This is a genomic window from Mobiluncus curtisii subsp. curtisii ATCC 35241 (assembly GCF_000146285.1).
Classification (GTDB): Bacteria; Actinomycetota; Actinomycetes; order Actinomycetales; family Actinomycetaceae; genus Mobiluncus; species Mobiluncus curtisii.
Window position 1 is genome coordinate 1,238,498 of record NZ_GL385912.1, and the last position, 19,369, is coordinate 1,257,866.

At 56.8% G+C, this 19,369-nt stretch carries 17 protein-coding genes and 1 tRNA gene; 12 read left to right on the plus strand and 6 right to left on the minus strand.

The features are described 5' to 3' along the window. Positions 1–23: 23 nt before the first annotated feature. From HMPREF0574_RS05450 to HMPREF0574_RS05465, 4 genes are read left to right on the plus strand one after another with little or no spacing between them, the layout of a single operon-like run. Positions 24–1,235: a hydrogenase small subunit gene (locus HMPREF0574_RS05450; RefSeq protein ID WP_004007711.1), complete on the plus strand. Its 1,212-nt coding sequence runs from the start codon at positions 24–26 to the stop codon at positions 1,233–1,235. Continuing rightward, positions 1,235–2,977 carry a nickel-dependent hydrogenase large subunit gene (locus HMPREF0574_RS05455; protein WP_004007712.1) on the plus strand — a complete coding sequence of 581 codons (1,743 nt, stop codon included), beginning with the start codon at positions 1,235–1,237 and terminating at the stop codon, positions 2,975–2,977. The genes HMPREF0574_RS05450 and HMPREF0574_RS05455 overlap by 1 nt, the downstream gene beginning before the upstream one ends. Next, positions 2,974–4,308: a Ni/Fe-hydrogenase, b-type cytochrome subunit gene (cybH, locus tag HMPREF0574_RS05460; protein WP_004007713.1), complete on the plus strand. Its 1,335-nt coding sequence runs from the start codon at positions 2,974–2,976 to the stop codon at positions 4,306–4,308. The genes HMPREF0574_RS05455 and cybH overlap by 4 nt, the downstream gene beginning before the upstream one ends. Before the next feature lie 10 nt (positions 4,309–4,318). After that, positions 4,319–4,960: a hydrogenase maturation protease gene (locus HMPREF0574_RS05465; RefSeq protein ID WP_236585801.1), complete on the plus strand. Its 642-nt coding sequence runs from the start codon at positions 4,319–4,321 to the stop codon at positions 4,958–4,960. Between the two features lie 23 nt (positions 4,961–4,983). Here the strand turns inward: HMPREF0574_RS05465 and HMPREF0574_RS05470 are convergent, their stop codons facing one another. Further along, positions 4,984–5,370 (minus strand): hydrogenase maturation nickel metallochaperone HypA/HybF, encoded by a 387-nt coding sequence (locus HMPREF0574_RS05470; protein ID WP_004007715.1) that lies wholly within the window; start codon positions 5,368–5,370, stop codon positions 4,984–4,986. A 23-nt stretch (positions 5,371–5,393) separates the two neighbouring features. Between HMPREF0574_RS05470 and HMPREF0574_RS05475 the strand changes: the two genes are divergently transcribed. The 4 genes from HMPREF0574_RS05475 (at position 5,394) to HMPREF0574_RS05490 (ending at position 7,850) form a co-directional block, all read left to right on the plus strand. After that, entirely contained in the window at positions 5,394–6,647 is a 1,254-nt protein-coding gene (locus tag HMPREF0574_RS05475; protein WP_004007716.1) for a nickel-dependent hydrogenase large subunit, read from the plus strand. A gap of 69 nt (positions 6,648–6,716) precedes the next feature. Further along, complete coding sequence (locus HMPREF0574_RS05480) at positions 6,717–6,944, plus strand: HypC/HybG/HupF family hydrogenase formation chaperone (RefSeq protein ID WP_004007717.1); 228 nt, start codon at positions 6,717–6,719, stop codon at positions 6,942–6,944. Between the two features lie 146 nt (positions 6,945–7,090). Next, entirely contained in the window at positions 7,091–7,477 is a 387-nt protein-coding gene (locus HMPREF0574_RS05485; RefSeq protein WP_004007718.1) for a hypothetical protein, read from the plus strand. A 10-nt stretch (positions 7,478–7,487) separates the two neighbouring features. Beyond that, complete coding sequence (locus HMPREF0574_RS05490) at positions 7,488–7,850, plus strand: hypothetical protein (RefSeq protein WP_004007719.1); 363 nt, start codon at positions 7,488–7,490, stop codon at positions 7,848–7,850. A 132-nt stretch (positions 7,851–7,982) separates the two neighbouring features. Here HMPREF0574_RS05490 and HMPREF0574_RS05495 read toward each other — a convergent pair whose 3' ends face one another. From HMPREF0574_RS05495 to HMPREF0574_RS05510, 4 genes are all read right to left on the minus strand, one after another. Further along, positions 7,983–8,405: an Hsp20/alpha crystallin family protein gene (locus HMPREF0574_RS05495; RefSeq protein ID WP_004007720.1), complete on the minus strand. Its 423-nt coding sequence runs from the start codon at positions 8,403–8,405 to the stop codon at positions 7,983–7,985. A gap of 228 nt (positions 8,406–8,633) precedes the next feature. Beyond that, the gene (locus HMPREF0574_RS05500) at positions 8,634–9,713 is read right to left on the minus strand and encodes a uroporphyrinogen decarboxylase family protein (protein ID WP_004007721.1); all 1,080 of its coding nucleotides are present in this window, start codon (positions 9,711–9,713) and stop codon (positions 8,634–8,636) included. A 210-nt stretch (positions 9,714–9,923) separates the two neighbouring features. Beyond that, positions 9,924–13,529 (minus strand): Rib/alpha-like domain-containing protein, encoded by a 3,606-nt coding sequence (locus HMPREF0574_RS05505; protein WP_004007722.1) that lies wholly within the window; start codon positions 13,527–13,529, stop codon positions 9,924–9,926. A gap of 364 nt (positions 13,530–13,893) precedes the next feature. Beyond that, on the minus strand, positions 13,894–14,928 hold the full coding sequence (locus tag HMPREF0574_RS05510) for a DUF4428 domain-containing protein (RefSeq protein WP_236585800.1): 1,035 nt from the start codon (positions 14,926–14,928) through the stop codon (positions 13,894–13,896). 285 nt (positions 14,929–15,213) lie between these two features. On the opposite strand from HMPREF0574_RS05510, the gene HMPREF0574_RS05515 reads away from it, so the two are divergent. Then, positions 15,214–16,464: an SPFH domain-containing protein gene (locus tag HMPREF0574_RS05515; RefSeq protein ID WP_004007724.1), complete on the plus strand. Its 1,251-nt coding sequence runs from the start codon at positions 15,214–15,216 to the stop codon at positions 16,462–16,464. 293 nt (positions 16,465–16,757) lie between these two features. On the opposite strand, the gene HMPREF0574_RS05520 is transcribed toward HMPREF0574_RS05515, so the two are convergent. Further along, positions 16,758–17,306, minus strand: coding sequence for a low molecular weight protein-tyrosine-phosphatase (locus HMPREF0574_RS05520; protein ID WP_004007725.1), 549 nt, complete (start codon positions 17,304–17,306; stop codon positions 16,758–16,760). A gap of 224 nt (positions 17,307–17,530) precedes the next feature. Between HMPREF0574_RS05520 and HMPREF0574_RS05525 the strand changes: the two genes are divergently transcribed. From HMPREF0574_RS05525 to HMPREF0574_RS09470, 3 genes are all read left to right on the plus strand, one after another. Continuing rightward, positions 17,531–17,604: transfer RNA gene (locus HMPREF0574_RS05525), tRNA-Pro, on the plus strand. A 252-nt stretch (positions 17,605–17,856) separates the two neighbouring features. Continuing rightward, positions 17,857–18,009, plus strand: a complete 153-nt coding sequence (locus HMPREF0574_RS09660) for a cytochrome BD ubiquinol oxidase (protein ID WP_236585799.1) — start codon at positions 17,857–17,859, stop codon at positions 18,007–18,009. A gap of 45 nt (positions 18,010–18,054) precedes the next feature. After that, a complete protein-coding gene (locus tag HMPREF0574_RS09470; RefSeq protein WP_169303843.1) occupies positions 18,055–18,780 on the plus strand; it encodes an IS3 family transposase in 726 nt (241 codons plus the stop codon). Positions 18,781–19,369 lie beyond the last annotated feature (589 nt).

Sequence of the window (19,369 nt, forward strand, 5' to 3'; positions counted from 1 at the left end):
TTCGATACTACTGGGGGGCGCATATGACTTATGAGATTAAACCTTGGCGAGCGGGGACACTCGCAGAGAACCTTGCCAGTGCTGGCGTGAGCCGACGTGACTTCGTCAAGTTCTGTGCCGGTTTGGCAGCTATCTTTGCAGTAGGGACTCCCGAGCTGGCTCATGCCTCTGCAGCGCGGACTGCCGGTGAAGAACTGGCTGACAAGCTGGGAGCCATCACGAAGCCTAATGTGGTCTGGCTCCAGCTGCAGGAATGTACCGGATGCATGGAATCTACGCTCCGCTCCGGTGGTACCACGGTGGAAGAAGTCGTCCTGAATCTGCTGTCCGTCAACTACAACGAACTGGTAATGGCAGCCTCCGGGGAAGCCGCTGAAAAAGCCTTGGATGACACGAACGCCAAGGAACACATCCTGGTCGTCAACGGCTCTATTCCGCTCAAGGACGGTGGTATCTATTGCACCATCGGCGGTAAGACCACCGAACAGATACTGCGGGAATCCGCAGAGAACGCCACCATGATTCTGGCAGTCGGAGCTTGCGCGGTCTTTGGCTCAGTGCAGGCTGCCAAGCCTAATCCCACCGGTGCGGTTGGGGTGGATGAAATCATCAAGGACAAACCGGTCATCAACGTGTCCGGCTGTCCTCCGATTGGCGAGGTCATCACGGCATCCTTGGCGTACATCTTGACCCACGGTAAAGCTCCCGAACTCGACTCCGAGGGTCGTCCTCTCTTTGCCTACGGTCAGCGCATCCATGACTCGTGCCCGCGCCGCCCGCACTTTGACGCCGGTCAATACGTGCGCAGCTTCGACGATGCCGGAGCCCGCGAAGGCTGGTGTCTCTACGATGTGGGCTGTAAGGGACCTTCTACCTTTAGCCCCTGCCCCATTTTCCAGTGGAACCTCAAGGCAGGTTGGCCTATCGGCGCCGGTCACCCCTGTATCGGCTGTACGGAACGGGATTTCTTTGACCGTTTCACGCCTTTCTACGAGAAACTTCCTCAGGTTCCTGGTTTCGGAATCGAGATCACTGCCGAAAAGGTTGGTCTGGGTCTGACCGGTCTCGTCGCTGCCGGAGTGGCTGCTCACGCTGGCGTGACCGCCGCTCGTGCTGCCGCTGACCGCAAGGCCACCCGAAACTCTCCCATGGCAGCTTTTGGTGACACTGCTGCGGAACCCACCGACGCAGCGCCGACCGAGGAAACTACCGAACAGAACAGCGAGGATAAGTAATGGCAGAGAAAGTTGTTATTGACCCGTTCACACGTATCGAGGGTCACCTGCGCATCGAGATGGAAACCGAAGGGAAGCAGATTAAGAAAGCCTGGAGCGTCAGCACACAGTTCCGCGGCATCGAAACCATCGTCCAAAATCGTGATCCTCGTGATGTGTGGGCATTCGTCCAGCGGATTTGCGGGGTGTGCACCTCGGTACACGCCATTGCTTCGATTTCTGCGGTAGAGGATGCGATTGGCTCCAACCCACCGGAAAATGCGCGGTTGATTCGCTCCTTGGTCCTCGGTTCCCAAGAAATCCAAGATCACGTGATTCACTTTTATCACCTGCACGCTCTGGACTTTGTCAACGTGGTGAACGCCGCCAAAGCGGACCCTCAAAAGACTCTGGAGTTCGCCCATTCCATCGGGTCGAAGTGGCGCGGCAACAACCTGAAGCGTTTCACGGAAGTTCGAGACACGGTTAAACAGATTCTCGAGTCTGGTCAGTTGTCGATTTTCACCGGTGGTTACTGGGATCACCCGGACTACCGGCTGCCTCCCGAAGCCGATCTAATGTGCGTGGCGCACTACTTGGACGCTTTGGAGTTCCAGCGTTCCATGATTCGGATTTGCACGGTGTTTGGTGGCAAGAACCCCCACCCGAACTTCCTGGTCGGCGGCATGGCTTGTTCTATCGACCCGAACTCGTCAGAGTCCATCAACCAGGTACAGATGGATCAAATCAAGACCTGGATTGACGAAATCATCGAGTTTGTCAATGACTGCTACTATCCCGATGTTTTGGCAATAGCCGGGGTCTACAAAGATTACTTCGATATTGGCGCGACCCACCCGAACTACCTGGCGGTAGGTTTGGCAGGGTCTATTTTCTCCGGCGATCCCAACAAGTCCCGCATTTCCTCTGCACACACGGCAATTAAGCCGGGGGTCATTCTGGGCGGAGATATAACCAAGGTTCATCCTTTCGACCCGCACAAGATTGAGGAGTACATCAGCTCCGCCTGGTACGAGTATTCGGTCGGGGACGATAAACCCCTGACCCCGGACAAGGGTGAAACCACCGTCAAGTACACCGGACCCCAACCGCCTTTTGAATGGCTGGGCGACAACGATAAGTACACCTGGTCGAAAGCGCCCCGCTATGACGGCAAACCGATGCAGGTCGGTCCGATAGCGCGGATGATATTGGCGTATGCGCAGGGCTACGAGCCGGTCAAACAGATACTTGACCAGGCTATGGCAACATTGGGGATCACTCCGGCACAGCTCAACTCCACGATGGGGCGGACTTTTGCCCGCGCCGCCGAGGCTACTGTTTCTGCCCAGCTAATGTTGGATGACTACAACCAGCTGGTCGACAACATCAAAGGCGGTCAGATTGACGTCTTTGATGCTAGCAAGTGGGAACCGTCCAGTTGGCCGGCAGAATGCCAAGGTTACGGATTCGTCGAGGTTTCCCGCGGTAACTTGTCCCACTGGGTCTCCATTAAGAACAGCAAGGTCGAGCGGTACCAGGCGGTCGTACCGACCACGTGGCTGGCCGGGGGACGTGACGCCAACGGCGTGACTGGTCCTTATGAAGAATCCTTAATGGGTACCGGCACTCACCCGCTGTTGAATCCGAAAGAGCCGCTGGAACCGATGCGCACCATTCACTCCTACGATCCGTGCATGTCCTGCGGGGTTCACATCCTCGATCCAGACGGTAATCTGGTTGGCGAGGCGATGACCTCATGAAAACCAAAAAAACTCCCTCCCCGGACAACAACCCTAAAGACGGCGCGACCTCCGAAAAGACCTCGAAAAATCCGGCTACCGCCACAGCTGCGTCGGAAAACCATCTCGAGTTCTTTGCTGAGGGTGCTCACCGGAAGGACGGTATCGAGGTCGGTGGCGGTTTCAGCTGTTCTGACCTGTCGATGCGTCGCCTCTTGGCAATGGCTGCGGTGTCCCCTGAGGGCAGCACCGACCCGGTAGATGTCGCTCTCAAGGAATCTCTGCGCTATCGTTTCCGCCACGGCGCGCCGAACGTCGATATTCCTGAAAAGGATTTCGACCCCCCGCGTGATCGCCGCTATTCCCTGGCGCGTATCTCTGACATGAAACGTACCAAGACGGGCGAATCCAAACAGACCGTGATTGTGCGCGGAGATTTGGAATCCGTCATGAACGTAGCACAGCCCAAACGCGCCCAGCGCACCCTGTTGCGCAAGAACGCCCAGATGGCAGGCTCGCGGGGCTACCGCTGCTTGGGGGTCGCCACCGCTACGGTGGATGAAAACGGTGAGCTAACTCCATTCCAGATGGAAGGTTTCGTCAATGTCCGCCCGGTTGGCACCGGTTTGCAGGATGGTGACCTGACCCCCACCACGGAAGACTGGGTGCGTTTGAGTGTTTGGTCTGCGAGCCTGCGTTTCCTGCACTGGCTGAACGTACTGCTGATTGTGCTGCTGTCCATCACCGGTTACTACATCATGGATCCGTTCTTTGGCGACACGTTCTTCCGTGGCGTCGAAATCGGCTACCTGATGGGGATTATGCGGTTCATTCACTTCACCGCGGCTTTCACCTGGATGGCGATAGGCGCAGTTCGCGTCTTTATTGCTTTCGTGTCCAAGGATCGCTACCTGCGCTGGGAAACATTCTGGCCGTTAAAGAAAAAGCAAGACTGGAAACACTTGTACGAAACTTTGGGGTTCTACCTGTTCCTGCGCAAAGAAGGTCCGTTGTACGTGGCACACAACCCGCTGCAGCAGCTGACCTACACGTCAATTTATGTGCTGGGGGCGTTCCAGATGGTGATTGGTCTGGCGCTTTACGCCCTGCCGCACCGCAATGAGAACCTGTTCTGGCAATTAATGGCTCTCCCGAATGACTGGTTTGGCATTCCGCAAATGCGGTTGATTCACGCCGCCATTATGTTCATATTCTGGGCGTTCGTGATTGCGCATATCTATCTGGCTTTCCGGGCAGACTCCCTGGAGCGTCACGGCGGTATCTCTGCCATGATTTCTGGTGGCGTGTGGCTGCGTCGCACCTCCAAGCCGGTTGATGCCCCCGAGCTTTAGAAAGGTTTTGATGGCTCACGATGCGAACCCTGCCGGGAGGACGGCAGCGGATGCTCTTTCCGCTGGGGTCTTTGATTCACCGGACGTCCCCGACAGGCTCAATGGACAGGTCCCGCTGCCGGATGTTTCTGCCGTAGACGCTACCTGCTGGGCAGGGGCGCGTTTCACAGTCCTGGCGGTGGGTAATCCAATCATGGGTGACGACGGTATCGGGCTGCAGATTTTAGCTGGCTTGCAGCAGCTCGTGCCGAGCCGTCCCGCTTGGCAGGCTGCGCAAAAGGGCGGTGAGTTGGCTTTGCTGGAGGGTGGCACTGGTGGCATGGAGCTGGTGCCGGTGGTGCAGGAATCTGAGCACCTGTTGATTCTGGATTCGGTGACTTCGGGCAACGGACGCACTCCCGGTCAAGCCCTGCACCTGAGTGGGGATCACGTCCCGCGCCTACTTTCCATGAAAATATCGCCTCACCAGGTCGGTTTGCTCGATATTTTGACTTCGGCTCGCTTGACCGGCAAGGAACCTCGTGTCCTCGAAGTTGTCGGGGTGGTCGCCGAAAACGTGAACTTGCACCTGGGTCTGACCCCGAGTGCTCAGAGTGGCATTCCCCGCGCGGTTGAACTCGCGGCGGAAGTCCTCGATTCCTGGCTCAGTTGAAATCCCGGCGCTGACTACGCGCACTAAGATTCCGCAGCGCTACTCGTGTCCTCGGACGCGGTGTCCCACTGCACCCAGGCAATTTTGAACTCCCGCCCGTGCGTCAGGTTCCCGGTGGGCATCCCGCATTCCGGGCAGGTGAGGGCAAAGAACTCATCAATGGGGACATCCCGCGCGCACCGCGGACAGTACACGCTGGCGGGAATCATAGTGACTTCCAGTTCGGCTTGGGCACAGATGCTGTCCTGTCGGGCGATAGACCAGGAACCATAGAGAGCCTCTGGAATTGCCTCCGACATGGTGCCCACATCGAGCGCAACTTTTTCAACTCGAGTAACCTGGGAATCAGCCTGTGCAGCCGCCTTTTCGACCGCTGCCACCACCGAAGTTAACAGCCCAAGTTCATGCATGAACCAATTGTCTCAGGAGAATCATGAAAATCAATCTTGATGAAATCATCGACCCGATGGAGGGACGCATCGTCGTCACTCACGATTCTTCCGGGCATCCCCACGCCCGTTTTGACCTGCAGGGCTTGCCCCGAGTGGACGGCATGTTGGTGGGCAAAACCGCGCTCGAAGCCTTGAAAATGACCGAGCATCTGTGCGGGATTTGCCCGGTAGCGCATCACTTGGCAGGAACCAGGGCGCTGGATGCGTTGAGCGGTCTGCCCCCACTTACGCCTGCCGCGCAGCTCACCCGTCGGCTGCTGCATTACGGTTCTATCGTCGAAGCCCACTCGCTGCGGTTCTTAATGCAGGACCGTGACGCCGGGGTGGCACTGAAACGGATTTCAAAAAAGATGCTGGTCGCAGCGGGCTCGCCAGGTCATTTTCCGGCGACGGCAGTACCCGGCGGGGTCAGCGAGTGGCCCGCTACCCCAACCTTGTGCGACCTCTCGGCAGACCTCGCCACCGCACAGGACGCTGCCGCAGCCCTGTGCGATGCGGCTTTAGCGTCATCCCCCGAAGCGGCTGGAGCCGGCGACTTTACCGGAGCGGACGTGGCGCTCATTGATGACAACGGCGCCCCCGACGTGTTCGGCACCAGGGTCAGGGTCGCAAGGAACACCAGCGCAGTGGACGAGTTCGAGTTTTCCCAGTGGAATGACCGGATTACGGAGGAAATCCCCGGTTCGCCCGCCCCGCGGCCGTACTTGCGCGTTGAGGGTCCCGAGAACGGGCGCTACCGGGTCGGTCCGGTCGCCCAGCTCTCCGTCGGGACTTTATCCACCCCGCGGGCGGCGACGGCACAAGCGCGGTGGCTGGCTGGCGGTCGGGGGGCTGCCGGGGCGCGTGCCATCATCACTTTGCATGTTTTGGAACGAACCGAAGCCCTGACCCAGCAGCTGACTCAGCTCGTGGAGGGGGCTGACCGTGGCGAACTCGTGGATCCCGCAACCGTGCGGTTCACTGCCGGCAGTGGGACCGGGCTGGTGGACGGACCGCGGGGCATCCTTGCTCACACCTATGCCCTCGGGGCTGACGGGACAATCGCGCAGGCACGCATCCTCACTCCCACTGCCCAAAACGAACCTTGGCTGGCACAACTGCTGACCCAGGCTAGTGCCCTCGACCAGGCACAACAGGCTGACGCTTGGGAACAATCCATTCGTGAAGCGGACCCCTGCCTGCCCATCAGTTCCGCGCCTGCCGGTCAGATGGGACTGAAAGTCGAAAACGTCTAAAATGGGACTGGGGAGTGTCGCGGCGAGAGAATCTCGTCTCATGATTTCCCCCGTGGAAAGGATGCCGTCATGTGCGTAGGAGTGCCCTGCAAGATTTTGTCGATTGCCCCCGGTGTCATGCCGATGGGACGTATCGATGTGGCTGGTCACGTGCAAGACGCCTGCATGGCGTACGTTCCCGAAGCGCAGGTGGGCGATTATGTCTTGATTCAAAATGGATTCGCGATGAACCTGTTGACGCCCGAGGAAGCTCAGGATTCCCTGGACACGTGGCGGGAACTGGGTATGATTTCCTAGCGTTCGCCCTGCGGAGGGCGCCGGGTGCGGGCTGAAGCAGGTTCGAGGATTTCCACACCGTCGCGTGAAAAGGACCTTTTTCTAAAGTTAGGCGCACCTGTGTAAAATAAATGCTAGGTTTTATCCCCCTAAAGTAAGGATTCATAATGGCATGTTTTCTGGTCCCCACCGCTGAAGCTGTAGTGGTGACGGCAGTAAAGAAGCACCTCGCCCACAAAGCACAAACTGGTGAAGCCTCGGAGAAGTCCGCACGCACCCTGGTCTTGGTTCGGAAACTGAACTGGCTGACCAACCTGCTGTGGGGCGGGGCTGTTCTGTTGATGTTTGAACACTTTTGGCATGGCGAAGTCGTGCCGTATTTCCCGTTCCTGACGGCAGCTGCCGACCCTGCTGACGCGCAGCAAATGCTTCTGGAAATGGGCACCGTCGGAGTCGGTATGGCAGTGCTGGTGACATTGGTTTGGGCAGTCGGGCTCGCGGTCATTCGCGCTACCGAACGTCGCTCTGTCACCGATACTAACCCGAAAGCGTAAGGAGCCCGACATGACCCTATTGATTACACTTTTTGCCGCCATTGTCTCGACCGCCTGGTGGTATTCTCACGCTCCGCAATCTAAGATGCGGGTGGACCTGCTGTGCTGGATGTACTGGGGTGCTTCCCTAATGTGGATTGTGGATTTGATTGCTGAATACATCGAAGAGGGCGTTGCGGTATTCAATCCCGAACCTTTGGATATGCTCAATGACACCTACCTGGGCCTGTTCGTGGTGGCTCTGGGGGGCATGATTTGGGCAGTTTACCTGATTGTGAAGGATCCGCGCGGCGTGCGTCCGCCGCTGGATGCCCCGCTTACCACCGCTCCGGAAACCCCCGCGGAAGTCGCGGACTCAGTTTCTGTCGGCTAGGATTCGGTAGCGAAACTTTCCATAAATTCGACAGTCTCCCCGGTCAAACGTTTGACCGGGGAGAATTTTTGTCACCAGGGCGGAGCTGCCCGTTGCAACGGACGTGGCGTGGCTCTGCCCGCGCTGTTCCTGTTAGCTTTCGATGACTTTGTCGGCGTCGCCGCCCACGGCGACCTGAATCTTGCGCGGCTTGTTTTCTTCGGCGACCGGAATGGTCACGGTCAGGACTCCGCCTTCGTAGTTGGCAGCAATCCGATCGAGTGCCAAGCCGTATCCCAGGGTCAGCTGGCGCGCGAAGGTCCCGGCGGGACGTTCGCGGTTCAGCCAGTGCAGGTCCTCACCTTCGGTGGGTTTGCGCTGGGCAGAGATGGTCAAGGTGCGATCCTCGACGTCGATGTCAATAGTCGCGGGGTCTACGCCGGGCAGGTCCACGCAGGCGACGAATTTGTCGCCCTGACGGTAGAGATCCAGGGGCATCGCCGGGGTTGCCGGGGAGTGCAGTGCCGTGTTGAACATGCGGTCGATTTCAGTGAATGGGTCTCGATAAGTAGCCATGATTTGTATCCTCCAGATAGTTTTTCCAGTTGTGTCTTTTTCCAGTTTTCGGCTGTGGTCCCGGCTTTCCCGGTTCCATTCAGTACAACCACCAGATTAGCACTCTTATTCCCAGAGTGCTAGTTAAACTTGATACACATGGACTCAACTTTGTTTTTTTAGACACGTATTCCCTGATGAAAGACATAATTATGCTGCGGAAAAATCTGTCGAGAATGCCGTGTAATGTTAAAATCGGTAGTCGTGGATGAAATCAACCAGCCGGCGAACCTCGTCGGGGTCAGAATCGGGATCCAGTCTGCCGGCGACATTAAAGACATGGGCGGGCGCACTCAATCCAGATTCCAGCACCTGACGCGCAGCTGCTTGGGCGTCTGAGCCACCGAGCAGGATGAGGTCCGGGTCGAGGTTCCCCTGCAAGACCATCCCCGGCACAATTTGTGCTGCTTCTGCCAGGGTTAATTCATCACCCACGCCCAGCACATTTACGTAAGGGGAAATCGAAGACAGCAAATGTTCAGCGCCCAGGCTGCAGGAAATCCGGATGATGCCCTCGTCGAACTCGTTATATATTTCGCGCGCATAGGACTCCGCTAGGCACGCATATTCTCCCTCAGTCAACGTCCGCACCCATGGATCGACCATCTGAATGACTTCCGCGCCGCCCCGCACTTGTGCCATCAAAAAATGACGCACCAGACTCGAACACCAGCTCATCAGCCGTTCCCAGTTCCGGGGCTGCGACTGCATAAAGATGCGGGTCTGGAGGTTTTGCGGGACGCTGACGGAGCCTTCCACCAGCAGCGAGGACAGCACGAAAGGCGCTCCCGCGATGGCGATGAGGACTTTTTCGGGTGCTAGCTCACTGCGCTGCGCTCGGCTGAGCGTCTCGACTCGTGACCAATCTGGCTTAGGCAGAGTCATGATTCGATCCACATCCGCGGTGGAACGCAGTGGTCGCATGGGTTCACCGTGGGGGTCGATTTTGCGCACCAGGTCGTAACCCACCAACCTCAGGGGAAACAGCACGTCAGAGTTACACAGGGCGGCATCCACACCGAATTGCCGCACCGGATCTAGCGCGGTTTTCACCCCGACTTCTGGACGCAGACAATAGTCCATCTGTTCGCGGACGCTCAAATCCTGCCAATTATCAGGGTGTTGCAGCACGGACTGACCCAGGAACCAGACCGGGGTGGAATCGGGGCGCTTGCCCCGGTATGCCTGACGGATTGGGGAGTCTGTTCGTGTAGCCGGATGTGGCGATGTGTCTGTCGTGTTCACAAGGTGTTCCTGGTCACTTTCCACGGTCTTTCCCTCTCCTTTTGATTAAGTTTATAGCTTGCCACGCAAATTTCCACGCTGCTGATTCAGAATTGTTAGCCCCAAATACCGCCGCTACTGGCGAGGGCTATCCACGCAGCTAAAAACCATTAGCGGGAGCCTCATCGGAGGTTCCCGCTAATGGTTCTACAGGAGAGAGTCAGTCTCTCGTTTTATGCAGTTATGTTCAGCTGATTATTCCTGGTCAAGTTTGCGACTCCGCAGACTGAAACAAGCACCCATTCCCAACAGCAAGGCTGCTATAGCGAGGCTGAAGGGTACCGAGTTCACGCCCGTGTGAGCCAAGGCACTGGGCATCTTTGGCTGATAGGGAGCAGCCGGAACCAAGGATGGAGTCGCGGTCACTCCGGCTACCGGGGGCTGCGGAGCTTGCTTGCCACCGTTGGCGTTCGGGGCAGGCTGCGCATGTTCCTGGACTCCTGCCACCGGAGGCAGCTCCGGGCTGGGAGTGGTGCCACCGGGCGTCGTCCCACCTGGGGTGGTTCCGCCAGGGGTACCACCAGGCGTTTTCCCGCCGGGCGTGTTCCCTCCGGGAGTATTTCCGCCACCGTTATCACCCTTGGTGATGTTGACTTTACCGGTGCTGGGCTCGGAGGTCTTAGTTTTCTCCGGGTTCTGCGGGTCAGGATAGGTCACGGATACCTTGATTTCGCCGGTCTTTGGCTGGGTCGGGGTTCCCGAGATAACGCAAGCCGTGCCATCCTGGTTCAGCTTGATGGTCAAACCGGCGGCTAGCCCCTCGGCGTGGCACTCCAGTTTGGTGATTTTTCCGGAGTTATCAACCGGGATTTCCACCGGCGTAACCGGTTTGCCGGTTTCTCCGTTCACGTCCGGGACAGTACCGACGGTTGGAGCCACGGGGCAGCCATTGGCGTCAACCTTAGCGCCGTCGGGGGTGCCGGGGCAGTGGTCCTCACCCGCTCCGGGATGATTCGGGTCTTGCGGATCAGGCACACCGTCGCCGTCAGAATCTTTACCTTTGATGGTGACATTACCGGTCGTATCAATCTTTCCAGCCGAATTGTTTTCATCCTGCGGAGTGTAGTTGACGGTCACGGTGTAGGTGGTGTCAGCCGGGACCTTCACGGTCGGGGTGCCCGAAATCACGCATCCATGCTTCGCTTCGTCATAGGCAATGCTCAAGCCCGCCGGCAAATCCTTGGATTCACAAGTAATCTTGGCTTTGCCGGGGTTGGCGACTGGCACCACTGCCGAGGTGATGGGGTCGCCTACCGTGCCGTTGATGTTCGGGGTCGGACCGACGGTCGGGGCTACAGAGCAGCCATTGGCATCAATCTGAGCGCCCTCCGGGGTGCCGGGGCAGTGGTCCTCACCCGCACCGGGATGATTCGGGTCTTGCGGATCAGGCACACCGTCGCCGTCACCATCTGGTTTATCAGTAATAGCTACGCTACCGTGGCTGGTGGCAGTGCCACCCTGGTAGGTCACTTCAACCTTCAGACCGTCTTGGTTCAGAGCTTTGTCGAGAGTGGTGGCAGTGCTTACCGTGCAGGTCCCGTTTTCCCACTTGGCGGTCAAGCCCAGGGGCAAATCCGCCGAGGTGCAATTCGTCACGATGTGGTCGGGGTCAATGATGACGATTTGTGCCGGATTGATGGGCTTGCCCACAGTGCCGCGCACAGTGAAGTCACTAACCGTAGGAATCGCACATCCGTCTGCGGTCACCTTACCCTGGTAATCCTTTGGGGTATTCGAGCACTTGTCTTTGCTATCCGGCACGCCATCGCCGTCCCCATCACCATCGGTAGCGATGAAGTTCGCGGTGGTGTTCGCACTGGTTCCGTCGCTGTAGGTGACGATGACCGGCACTCCAATTGTGCCTTCCTCAGTGGGAGTGAAAGTGATGGCACCGTTCTCGGCAGCAGCGCCCTTCTCAGGTACAAAGCTCGTCGCGGAACCCTTGCGGTCCTTGCCTAGCCCGTTGTACGGCAGATGTTCCACCTCAGATGTGGTCGCGTCATCAAAAGTGGGGGGCTCGGACGTTGCTTTCTGTCCGACCTTAGCCTCGGTGTCACGGTAGTTCGGCTTGTAGCGCTGCGTCAAAGTGCAGCCGTCCTGGTCTACCGTAGTCCCGTCCGGGGTTTTCTCACATTTGTCTTTATCATCGGGCACACCGTCACCGTCAGCGTCCCTTGTCTCGGGAACCGCCGTGAATGCATCCATTGCCAGTGGGGTTTCGATACGAGTTCCATCAGCGGCAAAAGCGTAAAGCTTCGCAGTATAGGTGGTCTTACGCTCCAAGTTGGCGGGAACTGTCAAAGGACAGGATTTCAAATCACCCATAGCGTTGGGACGCTGCTTCTCGCAACTACCACCGGGTACGACCTCGCCCTCCGCGCTCCACTCGATTTGGTACGTCGTGGAGTTGTTCCATGCCTTCGGCAACCCGGTGGTGGTTGTACCGGCGGTGTCTCCACGCTTAGCCAAGTTATCTGTAGTGTTGTAGGGGTTTACGTCAAAATCTACGTATTCGGGGTAAAGCGCGAAATTTACATGATTGAGATAATTCACCATGTTAGTTACTGGCCAACCCGCGGTGGTCAAAGAACCTATATAACCTTTGAAGGCGTTGTTATAGAAAGGGCTAGTTTGGGCAATGCCCGGATGGTTTTCTATAGAGATAAACATCCAATCGTCATTAATGTGCTTGGAATTCGCGTTTCCCTTGAGCCACGAGCCTGTTTTCGCATCAGCCGCGAGAGTGCCGCATAATTTCTTGTCAACAAGACCGCATTTTTCCTCATCTGCAACATGGCTACCCCAAGTTCCCTTGAATTGCAGGGCATACTCACCATTCGCATCCGTTTTCGTGGTTACGGTTTCTGCAATCCAGTTATCCACGCCTTCTTTGGCAATCTGATCTTTAATCCACGCCTGCATTGAGGCTTCATCTTTTGGCGTCCAGATAGCGATGCCACCCGCCCGAGGGGTCTTACCGGCAATCGTTTTGTACCCAGTCATGATGCGCCGGATAGCGGAGTCCTTCAGATAGGAGCCAGTCACTGTTACGCCTGCAACAGGTTTGTCCTTATTGGAGTCGAAATTAGTTACGGTTCCCCAGTTCAGACCGCCAGGCAACTCAAAAAGGTTCCAGTACACACGTCCTGCAACAAAGCCAGCATTCTGTTTCGGACCATTGTCACTAGCTTCGGAAAGATGCATCAGAGTGGCATCCACCTTTTCCGAGTATGCGAAACGTAATCCCGTCACTCGATTGGAACCAATCAGGTTGGCTGCACCGCCCGCAGTGTCCATGACAATACCTTTTGGCCCTACTTGAGAATGGTTCCAGGACCACAAAAGTTGATACTTGCTAGTGTCAGGATTGACCGTCCAGACCCGCCATTTCTCACCTTCGGGCAAGTTTGGGTCGGCATCAAATTTGGCCACCTCACCGTTGTCTTTCACAAACTGCTTCATTGCAATCGCGAAAGAACCGTCAGCCCTTGAGGTTGTCGTATAAATCGGGGAGGTGGAGCCATCCTTTTCGGTCCACTGCGCATAAACACGAACACCAGACAAGGGAACGCCGTAGCCTTTTTCAGAATTAGGAGCCTGCCAGAGATCTCCACCCTGCTGTTGGAACACAGAACCCGAAATTGAATGGTGAGCGTTAACCGAGGTCGTGGTCTCAATCGCCCCTGCAATCGCTGGACCAGTGGCAAATGCGCCGGCAGTGCCGGCAACCAGCGTCGAGAAAACCAAAGAAGCTGCCCCGACGTAGGCGAGCGCGGCTTTCGTCAAATCTGTCTTACGCACGTTTTCTTGCCTTCCTACAGAAACATGAGCTCGGAACCTTTATTCCTGTCCCAATAATATCCCAGCTTTTGCCCAGAAAAAAGACAGGATTTAATAAGGTTTACCTTATCTACCATTTCCCCATGTAGACACAGTTTTAACCCGTGCTACTATAGCTATAGTTGTACTTACAAACCTGTAAGCAAGCTGATAATTTTCCCACTTTCCTGAAATTAGCATGAGAGTTTCCCAGCCCTTCCCGCCACTACGTGAAGTGAAGGGTCTGACCCGTGATTTGCCGAGGGCAAAACAACGGGGCCTCCTTGCGGAAGCCCCCGTTGAATGCAAAATCCTCACTCCAGAGGTTCGCTTTGCATCTGGGATTTCAATAAACTTTGGTGCCACAACTGCCGCAGAATTGCCCGTCTACCAGCGCATTACAGGCGGGACAATTTGTCGGGTGCGCGCCCTGAGCTGGTGCCCCGCCCATCTGGGCACCCATGCCCTGCTGGGGAACTGCCCCCATCGAGGGCTGCTGCATTGGCATCGCACCTGGCATACCGTACTGCATCCCCGGCTGCGCCATACCCTGCTGGGGCATACCCATACCCCCGACCATCATGCCGCCCGCCATAGGAGCCATACCCGGCTGACACATTATGCCCAGCTGGTCCATCGGAGCCCCCATGCCACCAGCACCGACGCGGAGCTGGGCGAGGGCCTGAATAGTCTGTTGAGCTTCCTGCAACTTTTGCATATCGTTACCCGCCCCAAAGAACGAGCCGCGCAACCGCACTTCGGGCCAGAACCGGTTGGTGGTGCCCACCACCATGGTGATGTCCGTCACTTCGGAAGGCATTCCCGCATCGTTGATTTGATTGCCGACGGAACGGAAGTACTGGACCATTCCCGAACCGTTTACGAACATATTGGCTGATTGAGAGTTCAGTTCGCCGCCCATCGTCCCCATCATTCCCATGCCGTTGCGGTGTGAACCATGGGAATCACAATCGTACTGATCGGGGATACCGTCGCCGTCCTCATCGTCCGCGATGGAATCGTAATGAATTTCCGCATAGAAATTACCCAGTTCGTTAAAGGCAAATACTTGGGCGTTGCCCTGCTTGTAGTCGCGCCCAATCTTAAACCGGAACCAGCCGTGGGTGTCGTCAAGTTCCAGGCAACACCCGGTCCCAAACAAGCGAGTGACTTGGAACTGGGCGGCACGTTCTTTGTTTGCTTCGCGCAACGCCAGGTGTTCGTTCACGTCCGCGACGGTGCGTTGCTTCCACCCCGAGGACAGGTCAGACAATTTCTTCTTGCAATCCCCGCACAGGAAGCCGTCCTGCAGCTTTTGTTTGGTGAGCATTCCGGCCTTTTGAAAACACAGCGCGCACTGTTTCGCATCAAATAAACCCATGATTTCCTCCTTGGTATTGACTCCAACTGCGGGATTTTCCACACCTATACTTACAGCGCCGCCACCCAAAACGAACACCCAAATGGGTGAAAGCCCGGACGCACCACCCTTTTGACCGCTCACGCCTTCCTGAGAAATGCCCGTTCGACACGAAACCAGCTGGGTTTTCACCCTTTTGGGTGTTAAATCGTCTAGGTTTTTAGTGAAAGCTGGAGACTGCCAGCCGGGTGGTCCCGCACAGGCGACCCGAGTGGTCTTTGGCACACACTGAAATGAGGAGGAAACATGGGCTTGATTCAGGCGGCAGCCGGCGCTATCGGCGGGACTTTGGCGGATCAGTGGCTGGATGCCATCGCCGCACAAGACATGGGGGAAGGTATCGTCTTTACCAAGGGTGCCCAGATGCGCCAGGGCGGGCGCGGATCAAACAAGCGAGGTTCGCAGGACATCATTTCTGACGGTTCTAAGCTGCTGGTTTATGACCGTCAAGCCTTGCTGATCACGGATTCGGGCAAGATTGTGGACTTTTCCACCGAACCGGGCGCGTACACGTTTAATTCCGGTTCGGCGCCGTCGCTGTTTTCCGGGAGCTTTGGTGACGCGCTGAAAGAGACTTGGAATCGTTTCAAGTTCGGTGGCACTCCTTCCGGGGCACAACAGGCGTTTTACGTCAATTTGCAAGAGATTAAAGGTATTAAGTTCGGCACTCCTAACGCGGTGCAGTACTTTGACAATTTCTATAACGCCGAGCTGTTCCTGCGCGCGCACGGCACCTATTCCATTCGCATCGTCGACCCGCTGAAGTTTTATGCCGAGGCGATTCCGCGTGATGCCACGCACGTGCATATTGATGAGATTAAGGAACAGTACCAAAACGAGTTCCTGGAGGCGTTGCAGGTTTCCATCAACCAGATGAGCGTAGACGGAATCCGCATTTCCCAGGTCACCTCCAAGATGAGCGAGCTGTCGAAGTATATGCGCGACGCTTTGGATGCCGAGTGGCTGCAGCAGCGCGGTATCGAGGTTCAGGCCGTTGGTATTGCTTCGATTTCTTACGATGAACAGTCGCGCCAGATGATTGATATGCGCAACCAGGGCGCGATGCTCCAAGATCCCACGATTCGCGAGGGATTTGTGCAAGGCTCCGTGGCGCGCGGTATCGAGAACGCCGGGTCGAATCCGGCGGGCGCGGGTATGGCGATGATGGGCGTCGGCATGGGAATGCAGGCAGGCGGCGGTTTCATGGGGGCGGCTGCGGCTTCGAACCAGGCACAGATGCAGCAGCAGCAAGCAGCGCAGCAGGCTCAGCAGACCGGGGCGCAGCAGGTCGGTGCGGCGGGTGGCGCCGGGGCGGCTGGCGCGGCGTGGGTTTGCGATTGCGGGGCGCAAAACACCGGCAATTTCTGTTCTAACTGCGGTAAACCCCGGCAGACGGCTCCGGCTGGAGGCGCCGGAGGCTTTTGCTCGAATTGCGGGGCAAAACTCCCCGACCCGAAACCAAAGTTTTGTGCAAATTGCGGAAACGCATTGAGCTGACGGCAGTTGCCGTTAGCTCAAAAGAGCGTTTCCGTAACAGTGTGAGACCGGCAAAAAAGCAATGTCCAGTGGACATTGCGCCGGTCGAACTCCAAACAGAAAGACGCATTGAGCTGACGGCAGTTGCCGTTAGCTCAAAAGAGCGTTTCCGTAACAGTGTGAGACCGGCATAAAAGCAATGTCCAGTGGACATTGCGCCGGTCGAACACCAAACAGAAAGACGCATTGAGCCGCCTACTGCCGTCAGCCCAAATGAGCGTTTCCGTAACAGCGTGAGACCGGCAAGCGGAACCCTACCGGGCTTGTGCCCCTCCGCCCTTGTGCCAGCGCAACAGACCCTCCGCACCAGCCTCCACAACCGCTAAAGTGCGATAAAACCCGTCCTGATCCCCATACCAGGGGTCGGGCACGTCCGCGTGACCTCCGGAAGAATACTGGTCGGAATACCCTGGCGAAGATTGCAGATAATCGTTGATGGAGCCGAAAGGCACGGTACCGTCGAACTCCCTCCACAGGTGCAGTTTGTCGGCGCTGACCCCAGCGGAGGCCATCATGCGCTGGAGGATGCGGGCGTGACCTGTGGTCATTGCCAGCACAAGGTCGGCACTGCGTAGTTCCGCGGTGGTGGCGCGGTGGGCAAAGTGGCTGGTGGGCAGGGTATAGCCGGCTTCGCGGAGGACTTTTGCGGCGCGCCGATCCAGACCGTGACCGTGTTCTTCGTCCGAGGTTCCTGCCGAAGATACGCGCAGGTCAACCCCTTCTCTGGCGGCGGTTTCGCGCAGGATGATTTCAGCCATCGGGGAGCGGCAGATGTTGCCGGTACAAACAACGAGGATATTCACGTGTCGATTGTATCGAAAGCCGCAAACGGGTCGATTGGGTGGCGATTAGTCTGAATTTATGGGCGATTCATGGACAATTTGTGAGCTATTCTGCCGGATGTGCGATGCTTGCCAGCAGAGTGCAGTTCCGGGCGAGTCTCATGGTCCGGCGCACGAATTATTTAGCCCGGTCACAATTTCTGATATTTCGGTTCATCTGTATAATTGAGGGGTTGCAAAACGCACGGGGTGTGGCGCAGCTTGGTAGCGTGCTTCGTTCGGGACGAAGAGGCCGCGGGTTCAAATCCCGCCACCCCGACTCCGGTCAAGGTAAGCACCTTGACCGGTTTTGTTTTGCCCGCGAAGCGGGCTAGTTGCGTGGCACAGCCGCGTCGCAAGCTTGCTTGCGTAAGCGAGCTGGACCGCGCAACGTAGCCGCAGACGCAGTCCGCGGCAAAACAAAACCGGAAGGTATTTGCCGCTTCGGCTAAGGGGCATGCAATCGCGCAGCGATTGCGAATACCCCGACTGTTTGTTTTCGCAGGTGGTAGCCTGTTTGATTTTGTGTTACATGGTTGTGTTTCGTTTTTCGCGTACCCCGTGCGTACCCCCGTTTACTGCGCTGATGCTGGTGACAGGGCTGGGGCTGGTGGTGTTTTGGATGACTTTGTTGAGTGTGGCTAGGGAGGTTTGGTCGGCTTTGGTTCCTAGCCAGTGGGTGTAGCGTGATGTGGTGGTGAGGTCGGCATGTCCGGCCCAGGCTCTGACGGTGGCGAGGTCTATTCCAGCGGCTAGCCAGATACATATGGCGGCGTGTCTGCGGTCGTGGATGGTGCGACCTTGGGCGGTGTTATACCAGTCGAGGGAGTCAACGAATGGGATTAGTGGGGTTCGTCGCGGTCGTAAACCGGTCACTACCCGCCCATCGCCTACTCCTGATACTCGCCCGGACTTGGTTCAACGCCGGTTCAGCTCCAACGCGCCGAACCGGCTGCGGGTTACGGACATCACCTATGTGCCTACCTTGTCCGGGTTCGTCTATACGGTCTTTGTGACTGATGTTTATAGCAGGAAAATCGTGGGTTGGGCTACCAGGTCGACCATGCAAACCGAGGAACTTCCGCTAGAAGCCCTTGAGCAAGCAATCATGAACGCTAAAGGTTCCGCTGGTCTTGTTCACCATTCCAATCATGGCTCGCAATACACGAGCATTAAATACAGTGAGAAACTCGCTGATTACGGAATCAAGTCTTCTACCGGAACCGTGGGCGATAGTTATGATAACGCCCTGGCCGAGACAGTCAACGGCTTGTACAAGACCGAACTTATCTATTCCCAGACCTGTCGCTCATGCACCGAGGTCGAGTTCGCCACCATGAACTGGGTCCACTGGTGGAACAATACCCGACTCCATGAATCCCTCGGCTACACCACCCCCGAGGAACTCATCACAAACTATAATCAACACCGGACCAGAGAACTGACCCCCGTATAAGAAACGGAACAAAACCCAGTACACTTCTATCGCCCAGACACTCCAACGTGGCACCAGGCGAGCAATCATGACCGAGACCCCCGACCCAAAAGGGCAAACCAAGAAAAAGGACACCTACTAGATAATGACGAGGCAATCTTTACCCGCCTGACCTATATCGGGCTCGCCCACCTGGGACTGACCCGCAGGCAAATCGACCTGACCATATTCGGTGAACTATTGGATCTGGTGGATTGTTGGCGTATCGAAACCGGCAGAGCCGTACCGAAACGCATCTGGTTTATCGACGATATTATTCCTGCTGGGGTTTAGCGGGATAAGTGTTTCGTGAGGTAACAGGCGAATAGCTGAGGATGGGTGGCGTGCCACTGGTGCCCTGCCGGTAGTTGCGCGCTCCGCGCTTGTAGATAAAGCTAGTAGCCAGGTTCTTAGCGAACGTGCTAGCGAAAACCTATGCCTAGGTTCGCCGCTGTTTATGGGCTAGTAAATCCGCTAATAGGCAAGCTCTTTGAGGCTAGCTAGTTCCTTAGCTATTCCCTTTCTCCGACCTATGTGTCGGCTAGATTACCCGGATACTACTTGACAAAAT